Annotated in this window: 11 protein-coding genes; 8 read left to right on the plus strand and 3 right to left on the minus strand. The window is 61.6% G+C overall.

From position 1 onward, the window contains the following. On the plus strand, positions 1–479 hold a 479-nt coding region (locus B0E42_RS13775), incomplete at its 5' end, for a TSUP family transporter (protein WP_168188521.1). On the opposite strand, the gene B0E42_RS13780 is transcribed toward B0E42_RS13775, so the two are convergent. After that, positions 469–783, minus strand: coding sequence for a putative quinol monooxygenase (locus B0E42_RS13780; protein WP_024617827.1), 315 nt, complete (start codon positions 781–783; stop codon positions 469–471). The genes B0E42_RS13775 and B0E42_RS13780 overlap by 11 nt on opposite strands. A 199-nt stretch (positions 784–982) precedes the next feature. On the opposite strand from B0E42_RS13780, the gene B0E42_RS13785 reads away from it, so the two are divergent. After that, positions 983–1,573, plus strand: a complete 591-nt coding sequence (locus tag B0E42_RS13785; protein ID WP_077506648.1) for an NAD(P)H-dependent oxidoreductase — start codon at positions 983–985, stop codon at positions 1,571–1,573. Positions 1,574–1,768: 195 nt separating this feature from the next. Continuing rightward, positions 1,769–2,680 (plus strand): LysR family transcriptional regulator, encoded by a 912-nt coding sequence (locus B0E42_RS13790; protein WP_077506649.1) that lies wholly within the window; start codon positions 1,769–1,771, stop codon positions 2,678–2,680. 124 nt (positions 2,681–2,804) lie between these two features. On the opposite strand, the gene B0E42_RS13795 is transcribed toward B0E42_RS13790, so the two are convergent. Continuing rightward, entirely contained in the window at positions 2,805–4,250 is a 1,446-nt protein-coding gene (locus B0E42_RS13795) for a SulP family inorganic anion transporter (protein WP_018613049.1), read from the minus strand. Between the two features lie 367 nt (positions 4,251–4,617). Here B0E42_RS13795 and B0E42_RS13800 point away from each other — a divergent pair, with 367 nt between their 5' ends. From B0E42_RS13800 to B0E42_RS31485, 5 genes are all read left to right on the plus strand, one after another. Next, on the plus strand, positions 4,618–5,967 hold the full coding sequence (locus B0E42_RS13800; protein WP_018613047.1) for a gluconate:H+ symporter: 1,350 nt from the start codon (positions 4,618–4,620) through the stop codon (positions 5,965–5,967). A 27-nt stretch (positions 5,968–5,994) separates the two neighbouring features. Further along, positions 5,995–6,855 (plus strand): MurR/RpiR family transcriptional regulator, encoded by an 861-nt coding sequence (locus tag B0E42_RS13805; protein WP_018613046.1) that lies wholly within the window; start codon positions 5,995–5,997, stop codon positions 6,853–6,855. Between the two features lies 1 nt (position 6,856). Next, on the plus strand, positions 6,857–8,329 hold the full coding sequence (locus tag B0E42_RS13810) for an amidohydrolase family protein (RefSeq protein ID WP_077506650.1): 1,473 nt from the start codon (positions 6,857–6,859) through the stop codon (positions 8,327–8,329). Positions 8,330–8,453: 124 nt separating this feature from the next. After that, a complete protein-coding gene (locus tag B0E42_RS13815) occupies positions 8,454–8,822 on the plus strand; it encodes a glyoxalase superfamily protein (protein ID WP_077506651.1) in 369 nt (122 codons plus the stop codon). 74 nt (positions 8,823–8,896) lie between these two features. Next, positions 8,897–9,136, plus strand: coding sequence for a plasmid stabilization protein (locus tag B0E42_RS31485; RefSeq protein ID WP_077506652.1), 240 nt, complete (start codon positions 8,897–8,899; stop codon positions 9,134–9,136). Between the two features lie 109 nt (positions 9,137–9,245). Here the strand turns inward: B0E42_RS31485 and B0E42_RS13825 are convergent, their stop codons facing one another. Continuing rightward, the gene (locus B0E42_RS13825; RefSeq protein WP_256578301.1) at positions 9,246–11,474 is read right to left on the minus strand and encodes an RHS repeat-associated core domain-containing protein; all 2,229 of its coding nucleotides are present in this window, start codon (positions 11,472–11,474) and stop codon (positions 9,246–9,248) included. Positions 11,475–11,479 lie beyond the last annotated feature (5 nt).

The raw sequence follows: 11,479 nt of genomic DNA on the forward strand, positions 1-11,479 counted from the left end.
TCGGTACGCTGTGGCTCGGCATGACGGGTGGGGCCTGGGTGGTGCGGGCCTTGGGCGGGGCGCTCGTGCTGTATGCGCTGAGCGGGCTGTTGCTGCCAACGTTGCGGGTCGGCGCCCGTGCCGAGCCGTGGATCGCTCCGCTCTGCGGGTTGCTCACCGGCCTCATCACTTCCGCCACTGGCGTATTCGTCATTCCGGCGGTGCCCTATCTGCAAGCGCTGGGCCTGAGCAAGGACGAACTGGTACAGGCCTTGGGTCTGTCATTCACCGTTTCTACCCTGGCCCTTGCCGCCGGCCTGTTGTGGCGCGGCGCACTGGGAGGGGACGAATTGAGCGCTTCGTTGCTGGCGTTGGCACCGGCGCTGCTGGGGATGTGGCTGGGGCAATGGTTGCGCCAGCGGATCAGCGCCGTGTTGTTCAAACGGGTGTTTTTTGTCGGCCTCGGCGTGCTCGGCGGCCATCTGCTGATCAGCGGCTAGCCGAGGACGGGCTGAGCATGTCGACGCGGCGGATGTCGAAGTCGCGCTCCAGATAATCCATGCGTTGCTCGAAGAACTGCTGCATGTGCGGCAGGTTCGAGTGCACCTCCAGGTGCGCCTGGGATGCCCAGATCTCATAGAAGATAAACAGCGTCGGATCCTGCTGGTCCCGCAGCATGTGATATTCGATGCAGCCGGGTTCGGCGCGGCTTGGTTCGACGTAGGCGCGGAACAGCGCTTCGAAGGCTTCGGCTTTTTCCGGACGGGTCTTGGCGTGCAGGATGAAACCGTGCAGTTCGCTCATCGAGGTGGCTCCTGAGATAAAAGAGGTCTCGAAGTCTAAGGCAACAATCGGTCGTTCATTCGTGCGTATAGGTCAAATCAGTTTTGCCGTTGGGCTGCTTATTCCCCATGAAACTCATCGTTATTCTGCCGCCATCATTTTCAACCTTTCCATGCAGCGGCCCTTTGACGGCCATGCCGTGGAACCCGATGAGGCTCCCATGAAAAAAGTCCTGTTGCTCAACGGCGGCAAACAATTCGCTCACTCCGACGGTCGCTACAACGCCACCCTCCACGACACGGCGGTCAGTGTGTTGGACCGTGGCGGTTTTGATGTGCAAACCACCTTCATCGACGGCGGCTACGACATCAAGGAGGAAGTCGCCAAGTTCCTTTGGGCCGACGTGATCATTTACCAGATGCCAGGTTGGTGGATGGGCGCGCCCTGGACCGTGAAGAAATACATCGACGAAGTCTTCACCGAAGGCCACGGCAGCCTCTACGCCAGCGACGGTCGGACCCGTTCCGATGCCTCGCAGAAATACGGCAGCGGTGGCCTGATCCAGGGCAAGCAGTACATGTTGTCGCTGACCTGGAACGCCCCGCAGCAAGCCTTCGACGACCCGACCGACTTCTTCGAGGCCAAGGGCGTGGATGCGGTGTACTTCCCGTTCCACAAGGCCAACCAGTTCCTCGGCATGACCGGCCTGCCAACCTTCCTGTGCGTGGACGTGATGAAGCGCCCGAACATCGAAGGGGATGTGGCGCGGTATGAACAGCATTTGCGCGAGGTGTTCGGTCTGAAGGCGTGACCTGTCTTTTACCTCACATCCCGATACTATCCTGTGGCGGGTGGGTAAACCTGCGCTGTGGGAGCAAAGCTTGCTCGCGAAACAGACCTCTCGATCCCCGAAAGACCGCGGCGCCTTCATCGCGAGCAAGCTTTGCTCCCACATCGCGAGGATAAATCCCCTCGCCACAAGAGAGATCAGTCGACAGGGGGATACGTGAAAGCCAGATCCGACGAATTGCAGATTTTCATCTGCGTGATCGAGTGCGGATCCATCTCCGCCGCCGCCGAGCAGGTCGGGCAGACGCCGTCGGCGGTCAGCCGCACGTTGTCGCGGCTGGAGGCCAAGCTCGACACCACGCTGATCAACCGCACCACGCGGCGCATGGACCTGACCGAGGAGGGCAAGTATTTCTTCGAGCAGGCCAAAGGCATCCTCGACCAGATGGACGAGCTGGAAGAGCGCCTGTCATCCCGCCAGAAGAACCCCGCAGGCCGGTTGCGCATCAACGCGGCCTCGCCGTTCATGCTGCATGCCATCGTCCCGCACATCGAAGAGTTCCGCAGGCTCTACCCGGACATCCTGCTCGAACTCAACAGCAACGACCTGATCATCGACCTGCTGGAGCAAAGCACCGACATCGCCATCCGCATCGGCACCCTCACCGACTCGACGCTCCACGCCCGCGCCCTGGGTTGCAGCCCGTTGCACATCCTGGCCAGCCCCGCTTATCTGAAGCAGCACGGCACGCCTTCAAGCGTCGCCGAACTGGCAGGCCATGCGCTGCTGGGGTTTGCCCAGAACGAGGGCCTCAACCAGTGGCCACTGCGCCACGTACACGGAGATCGTTGGCCGATCCAGCCCGCCATCAGCGCGTCCAGCGGCGAGACCGTGCGCCACTTGGCGCTGCAGGGGCAGGGCATTGCCTGCCTGTCGGACTTCATGACCCGCGAAGACATCCACACCGGTCGGCTGAAGGTGCTGCTGGCCGATGCCAACAGCGGATACCGCCAGCCGATCAATGCCGTGTATTACCGCAACTCGCAACTGGCCCTGCGCATCCAGTGCTTCCTGGACTTCATCCAGGACAAGCTCGCCGGCTACGCCTCGCGGGAGTTCAAGGGCTGATAACCCCCTATCCCTGTGGGAGCGAGCTTGCTCGCGATGGCGTCGGGTCAGTCGATATTGAAGTTAGCTGACCCACCGCTATCGCGAGCAAGCTCGCTCCCACAGGGTGTGTGTTGGCATGTTGTCAGTCGTGCTGCACGCCGGCGCGCTTGAGCATTTGCTTGCAACGCTCGGACAGGTGGAACACACGCAGGTGCTTGCCGGCTTTGCTGTAGCGTTCGCGCAGGGTCTTGAGTGCGGCGACGGCCGAGTAGTCGACGAAGCGCAAGTGACGGCAATCGAGGGTCACCAGGGCCGGGTCGTTGGCCGGGTCGAACTGGTTGAGGAACGGTGTCGTCGAGGCGAAGAACAGCGTGCCGTGCAGGCGATAGAGTTTGCTGCCGTCGGCTTCCTGGTGCGTATCGGCGTACAGCTCCCGGGCCTGTTGCCAGGCGAAGTTGAGCGCCGCGATGACGATGCCGCAGAGCACGGCCACCGCCAGGTCGGTGAACACCGTAATGATGGTCACCGCGATGATCGCCAACACATCGCTCTTCGGCACCTTGTTGATCACCCGCAGCGAGGCCCAGGCGAAGGTCTGCTGCGCAACCACGAACATCACGCCCACCAGCGCAGCCAGCGGGATGCGCTCGATCAGCGGCGACAGGAACAACACGAACAGCAACACCATCACCCCGGCCACCACGCCCGATAACCGTCCGCGCCCACCCGAGCTGAGGTTGATCACCGTCTGGCCGATCATGGCGCAGCCGCCCATGCCGCCGAACAGCCCGGAGGCGATGTTGGCTGCGCCCAGCGCCACGCATTCACGGTCCGGATAACCGCGGCTCTGGGTGATTTCGTCGGTCAGGTTCAGGGTCAGCAGGGTTTCCAGCAAACCGACCATTGCCATGATCACCGCGTAGGGCATGACGATCTGCAGGGTCTCCAGGTTCCAGGGAAGATCGGGCCAGGCGAAGGCGGGCAAGCCGCCGGCGATATGGGCCATGTCGCCCAGCGTTCGGGTGGGCAGGCCGAGCAGGTAGACCGCCAGGCCGATACCGAGGATCGCCACCAGGGCCGGCGGCACGCTGCGGGTCAGCCGCGGCAGCAGGTAGACGATGGCCATGGTCAGTGCTACCAGGCCGGCCATCAGATACAGCGGGCTGCCGCTGAGCCAGGTTTCACCCTGCTTGAAATGCTCCAGTTGGGCCAGCGCAATGACAATCGCCAGGCCGTTGACGAAGCCGAGCATCACCGGGTGCGGGACCATGCGCACCAGCTTGCCCAACCGCAACAGCCCGAAGGCCATCATGAACAGCCCGCCCAGCAGCACGGTGGCCAACAGGTATTGCACGCCGTGCTGCACCACCAGCGCGATGATGACCACGGCCATTGACCCCGCCGCCCCCGACACCATGCCTGGCCGGCCGCCGAACAGGGCGGTCAGCGTGCAGAGGATGAACGCGCCGTAGAGCCCCATCAGCGGGTTGAGGTGGGCCACCAGGGCGAAGGCGATGCATTCGGGGAGCAAGGCGAAAGAAGTGGTGAGGCCGGCGAGGGCGTCGGCGCGAAGACGTGCTGATTTCATGATTTACCTGACTGGGCGCCGGTGGAGAGTCGGCTGCCGGGGAGTGGTGCAAAAAACAGGGGCGGATGGTACGGAATTGAGTGCGGGGCGGCCAGCCGTCTGTGGCGAGGGGATTTATCCCCGCTGGGGCGCGCAGCGGCCCTATTGCTTTTGGGGCTGCTTCGCAGCCCAGCGGGGATAAATCCCCTCGCCACAGGGAGCGATGAAAGTCTTGCGCTGAATTTTCATCAACGCCGTGTCGCGATGTCCGTCAGCGACAAATTTTATCTGTGCGCGAAAATTACTTTCAGTGGGTTTGAAGATTCTCCGTCGAAATGATTTATGAGTTTCACAACACATCGACGTGACCCCATTCGAGGAGTAACGCATGGCCCCTGCTTTCGGTTATTGGCTCCTGGTCTACGCGGCCATCGCGATCATTGCGTTGATCGTTCTGATCGCCCGTTACCGGCTCAATCCGTTCATTGTGATTACCCTGGTGTCCATTGGCCTGGCGTTGCTGGCCGGGATGCCGCCCTCGGGTGTGGTGGGGGCGTACGAGGCGGGTGTCGGCAAGACGCTGGGGCACATTGCGCTGGTGGTGGCCCTGGGCACGATGCTCGGCAAGATGATGGCCGAGTCTGGCGGCGCCGAGCGGATGGCGCAGACGTTGATCGAACGCTTCGGCGAGCGCAACGCTCATTGGGCGATGGTGTGCATTGCCTTCCTGGTCGGGCTGCCGTTGTTCTTCGAAGTCGGTTTCGTGCTGCTGGTGCCCATCGCCTTCACCATCGCCCGGCGTGTGGGCGTGTCGATCCTGATGGTGGGGCTGCCGATGGTCGCCGGGCTGTCGGTGGTGCATGCTTTGGTGCCGCCGCATCCGGCGGCGATGCTGGCGGTGCAGGCCTTCCAGGCTTCGGTGGGGCAGACCTTGCTGTACGCGATCCTGATCGGCATTCCCACCGCGATCATCGCCGGCCCGCTGTACGCCAAATTCATCGTGCCACGCATCCAGCTGCCGGCTGAAAACCCGTTGGAGCGACAATTCCTCGACCGTGAGCCGCGCGCGAATCTGCCGGGCTTCGGCGTGACCCTGGGGACCATTCTCCTGCCGGTGATCCTGATGCTGATCGGCGGCTGGGCCAACCTGATTTCCACGCCGGGCAGCGGTTTCAACCAGTTCCTGTTGTTCATCGGCAACTCGGTGATCGCCTTGCTGCTAGCGACCATCCTCAGCTTCTGGACCCTCGGCCTGGCCCAGGGCTTCAACCGTGAATCGATCCTCAAGTTCACTAACGAATGCCTGGCACCGACCGCCAGCATCACCTTGCTGGTGGGCGCCGGCGGCGGTTTGAACCGGATTTTGGTGGACGCCGGGGTCACGCAACAGATCGTCGGCCTGGCCCAGGAATTCCAGCTGTCACCGCTGGTCATGGGCTGGCTGTTCGCCGCACTGATGCGCGTCGCCACAGGGTCGGCCACCGTGGCAATGACCACCGCCTCGGGCATCGTCGCGCCCGTGGCGATTGGCCTGGGTTATCCACACCCCGAGTTGCTGGTGCTGGCGACCGGCGCCGGGTCGGTTATCTTTTCCCACGTCAACGACGGCGGCTTCTGGCTGATCAAGGAATACTTCAATATGACCGTCACCCAAACCTTCAAGACCTGGACCGTGCTCGAAACGCTGATCTCCGTGGTCGCGTTCGCCTTGACCCTCGGGCTTTCACGCTTGCTTTGAGCGCAACGCCACCCAACAGGAGCCGCCATGGACATCCTCTACCAGATCCGCTCCCGGCAGGATTCCTTCAGCGCCGGCGAAGGCCGAATCGCTCGGCTGATGCTCGACGACGTGGGCTTTGCCGCCTCCGCCAGCCTCGATGAACTGGCCCAACGGGCGGAAGTCAGCAGCGCTACGCTGTCGCGGTTCGCTCGCACGGTCGGGTGCCGCGACCTGCGGGACTTGCGCCTGCAACTGGCCCAGGCCAGCGGTGTCGGCAGCCGTTTCCTCGACCCGGCTGGCGCGCCGGAGCAATCGGCGTTTTATGGACAGATCGTCGGCGATATCGAAGCGACCCTGCGCCAGCATTTGTCGGCGTTCGAAGAGTCGCGGTTCGGCGATGCCGTGCGGATGATCGGCAAGGCGCGGATGATCCATGCGTTCGGCCTCGGGGGCTGGTCGGCGCTGTGCGGCGAGGAGTTGCAGGTGCGGCTGGTGCGTTTTGGCTACCCGATTGCCGCCTGTCGCGACCCGGTGATGATGCGCATCACCGCCACCTCGTTGAGCGACCAACATCTGGTCATTGCCTGTTCGCTGACCGGTATCACGCCGGAGCTGTTGAGTGCCGTTGAATTGGCCCGCAGCTATGGCGCGGCGATCCTGGCCATCACCCGTGCCGACTCGCCACTGGCCCAACTGGCCGACTGCGTGCTGCCCCTGCAAGGCGCTGAAACCTCGTTCATCTACAAACCCACGGCGGCGCGCTACGGCATGCTGCTGGCCATTGATGTGCTGGCCACCGAGCTGGCGCTGGCCCACCCTGAAGACAATCAAGAGCGCCTGCGGCGGGTCAAACTCGCCCTGGACGATTACCGCGGCGGCGACGATCACTTGCCGCTGGGAGACTGACATGCTGTACGACACGCTTATCCGCAATGCGCTGGTCATCGATGGCAGCGACACGCCTGGCTACCGCGCCGACGTCGCCATTCGCGCCAGTCGCATCGAACGCATCGGCGACTTGCGCGATGCCCGCGCGGTTGAAGACATCGATGCCGCCGGTCGCGTGCTCGCGCCAGGCTTCATCGATGTGCACACCCACGACGACACGGTGGTCATTCGCCAACCGCAGATGCTGCCCAAGCTCAGCCAGGGCGTGACCACCGTCATCGTCGGCAACTGCGGCATCAGCGCTTCGCCGGTGAGCCTGCGGGGCGATCCACCGGACCCGATGAACCTGCTCGGCACGGCCCAGGCGTTCGCCTACCCGCGCTTTATGGATTATCGCGGTGCAGTAGAGGCCGCCACACCGGCGGTCAACGTGGCTGCGTTGGTCGGGCACACGGCGTTGCGCAGCAATCACATGGACGATTTGTTGCGCACCGCCTCGGTGGGAGAAATCGCCGCCATGCGTCGGCAATTGCGCGAAAGCCTGGAGGCCGGTGCCCTGGGGTTGTCCACCGGCCTGGCCTACGCCAACGCGTTTTCGGCGTCCACCGACGAAGTCATGCAACTGAGCGAAGAGTTGGCCGCGTTCGGTGCGGTCTACACCACCCACCTGCGCAGCGAATTCGAACCGGTGCTCGAAGCCATGGACGAGGCCTTCCAGATTGGCCGACACGCCCAAAGCCCGGTGATCATTTCCCACCTCAAATGCGCGGGCGCCGGTAATTGGGGACGAAGCCCGCAGGTGCTCGCGGCGTTGGAGAACGCGGCGCAGACCCACCCGGTCGGCTGTGATTGCTATCCCTATGCGGCCAGCTCTTCGACCCTGGATCTCAAGCAGGTGACCGATGCCCATCGCATCACCATCACCTGGTCGACACCGCATCCGCACATGGGCGGTCGCGACCTGGCCGACATCGCCAACGATTGGGACGTGTCGCTGCTGGAGGCGGCCCGGCGCCTGCAACCGGCCGGCGCGGTGTACTACGGCATGGATGAGGGCGACGTACGACGGATCCTCGCCCATCCGTTGTCCATGGTCGGCTCCGACGGTTTGCCAGAAGACCCGTTTCCCCATCCACGCTTGTGGGGCGCTTTCCCACGGGTACTGGGGCATTTCAGTCGTGACGTCGGGCTTTTTCCGTTGCACACCGCCGTGCACAAAATGACCGGCCTTTCGGCGGCGCGCTTCGGCCTCAAGCAACGGGGCGAAATTCGTGAAGGCCATTGGGCGGACTTGGTGTTGTTCAATCCCAAAACCATTCGCGACGTGGCTGATTTCAACGAACCTCAACGAGCTGCCGAAGGGATTGATGGCGTGTGGGTCAATGGGGGCTTGAGCTATCGCGAAGGGCAGGCAAACGGGCGACGGGAAGGTCGATTCCTGGCGCGCGAGGGCGATCTGCGCCAGGGATTTGGTCTATCGAATGACGTGTAAGTGGCTGATATTGTGTTAATTGGCGTCACAACAACGGCACTGCGACACTAAAGAACCCCGGTTCAAGGCCGAAGCAATGGGATCAACCCATCTAAACTGGGTCTTTTCAGCCAGGGAGCAACCCATGAGCTTCGGTAAAACCACCCCAATCCTGCGGATCTTCGATGAAGCCAAGGCGTTGGTGTTCTATGTCGACTTCCTGGGCTTTACCGTCGATTGGCAACATCGCTTCGGTGACGACTTCCCGCTGTACCTGCAAGTCTCCCGCGGCGACTGCGTGCTGCACCTGTCCGAACACCATGGCGATTGCACACCAGGCTCGGCGTTGCGGATCGAGACCGATGAGCTGGAAGCCTTCCAGCAGCAATTACTGGCCAAGCAATACCGCTACGCCCACCCCCAGATCCAGGCCATGCCCTGGGGAAGCCAGGACATGGCGATCAGTGATCCATTTGGGAATCGGTTGGTGTTTACCAATGCGATTAACGTGTGAGTCGCCACTGCGCAGATTTTGATGGCCTAGGGTGTTAGCCTTCATCAGCGATTTCATCGACTGCAGGAGGCATCATGGCCAGCATCACGATTCGAAACCTTGACAACCAGATCAAAGAACAACTGCGGATAGCCGCTGCCCATAATGGGCACTCGATGGAGACGGAGGCTCGCTTGATCCTGGGACAGGCGTTGGCCTCTTTGAATCAAGCAAGGGGGCTTGGCAGCCGGATCCGAAACAGATTCAGCGCTAGCGGTGGGGTTGAGCTCGATCTGCCTTCGCGGCAAGAGAGAGCGACGACGGGTCGGACCTGATCGATCACGCATAGTGTTCAGGCCATACCCTGGAACCCAGGGCATGGCCGTCAATGCTCGGTTCATGGACCCGATATGAACCGATCAAGCTTTGCATCAAGACGCCCAGTCAAGACGAATTGCCAGAAAGCCCGAGTCGATTTATTTCCGATACGTGAAAGTTGTACAGCCCATAGTTTCTAAGGTTACGACCGGTCGGGATGTTGACCTCTTCGGGGATAATGCCGCTGCAGTTGAAGCAGGCAATGAAAGGCTCCGGTTGTTCAACACCGGCCAGTTTTTGGGTGTACAGATGCGTATTCGACAGCACCCTTTCAGTTTGACCCGGAAAGAGCGCCACGATTGAGTTGAGCAGGCGGACTTCTCCATGAGCCCCTGGCCCTCCGGTGCGTACGGGAATGATGCCGTTGGATTTCTCGATGTGCCTGGCGATGAGCTCCTGGGTGGGTTGCTGGAGTTCGTACATGCCCTCGACCGTCCTGCTCAGCGTCGGTTCGAGCTTCAGCACCTCAGGGTCCAGTTCGAATTTATGGGCTGGATCATCTTTCGCCGCGCGGAACCGTTCGCCCAGGTCAGCCAGGTAGTCAGCTGTATTGCCGATCTGGTAGCTTCCGAAACTCAGGTAGAACCGCTCGCTTTGGGCGGTGCCGTCATACTCCTTGACCACGCCACGGTATCCCGTTGGGCCGGATTTTGGGCCGGTGAGGTTGTAGTACTCGTTGAGGCCCGCATGGTTATCGCCATTGCGATCCAAAACTACGCCAAAGGAGTGGACGACCAGATCCTTGCGTTTCGTCTTGCTAAAGCTGGGGCTGGCATCGGGGTCTTCTTCAGGGCCTTGTTTGCCCTTCTTCGCTGGAGATGGTGGCGTCAGCATTTTTTTCGAGCGTTCCTCCCCATCCTGTTTCGTCCATTCGACAGGGTCGATTTCCTTCCCCTGAGCATCGGTGAGTACCAACCCTTGGTGATCGACATACCTCATCGGGTTGTTCCCGACCATGCAATACAAGTTCAACCCATCAACCGCCCCCGCCGGGTCGGGACTGATCCAGCGTTGCAACCACGGTGCGTAATACCGATGTCCGTAGTAATACAACCCGCTGGCATCGCGTTCTTTGCCGGAGTAGCGAATGGTCCGGTAGTCGGCTTCCACGGCCGAACGGGATGCCACCCACGCGGTTCCTCCGTAGGGCAGGTAACTTTCCTGGCTGATCAGGTCGGCCTGATCGTCGAGCTCCAGTGAGCTGGAGCCCAAATGGTCATCGAGGCTGTAGCGCAGTTGGTTGGTCGCGATCTTGGAGGGTCGACCTTTGGTCCAATGCAGATAACGCACGCTGCAGCGTCCGGCTTGCAGGGTGATGACCTCCAGGTGCTCGTTATGACGGGTGCGGATTTCGAGGCCTGGCAAGTAGCGGACTTCGCCAGTGAGGGTCATCGCCGCGGTATGGGTCGTCTTGACCTTGCGCACGCGTTGACCGCTGCTGTCGTAGCTATAGCGTTCAATGTCGTCGGAACTGCCTTCACGCTTGACCTGCACCACACTGTCGAGCTGGTTGCGGCTATTCCATTCCAGTGCCTGGCCCGGGCATAGGGCCTGAAGGTTGCCGTTGGCATCGAAGCTCATTGTTATTCTGGTCGTGGTGTCGTCGCCCTGGCTCCAAGACACGAGGCGATTGCTGGCTGCGGCGACATTCAAGGTGCGGGTGTAGTTATTCCCTTCGCGTACATGACGCAGTTCGGTCAGGTTGCCGCCGTCGTCGTACGTGTATTGCTCGGTAAAGTTGAATAGTTGCGTGGGGTCGAATGAAATCGTACCGGCGGTGGGAAGGCCGGGGGGCGCCGCCAGCCCGGCGGCCTCACGCCCCGTGGCGCTGGTCAACTGGTAGAGGCTGTCGTAGGTGAAGGTGCTGACGGGTTTAACCCGTTGATTGCTGTTGAATCGCTCAGGTTGGACGTTGTCGCTAAGTTGAGTCACGTTCCCCACGGCGTCGTAGGTGTAGTGGAGGTCTTGCAAGGTTTTGCCAGGCGCCGATGCGCTGAGCGAGGTCAGCCGCCCGCTGGCCGGATCGAACACCGCGCGACTCGTCACGCCATTGCCGGCGGTTTGCGACTCGACCTGGCCGAATGCGTTGTAGACGAGGTCTTTGACGATGGTTTTTTTTGCCTCGGTGCCTTTGATTTTCAGGCTCACGGATTTGAGTTGGCCCGCGACATCGAAGGCGTGGTGCTGTTCGTGTCGGGCGGCGTCGGTCTGCTGGATAATTTGCCCTAGAGCGTCGTAGGACCAACTCGTTTTGTAGCCTTCTCCCTCTTCAAACAGACCATTGCGATCTTTCACGTCGG

Source organism: Pseudomonas sp. A25(2017) (assembly GCF_002001065.1).
GTDB lineage: Bacteria > Pseudomonadota > Gammaproteobacteria > Pseudomonadales > Pseudomonadaceae > Aquipseudomonas > Aquipseudomonas kilonensis.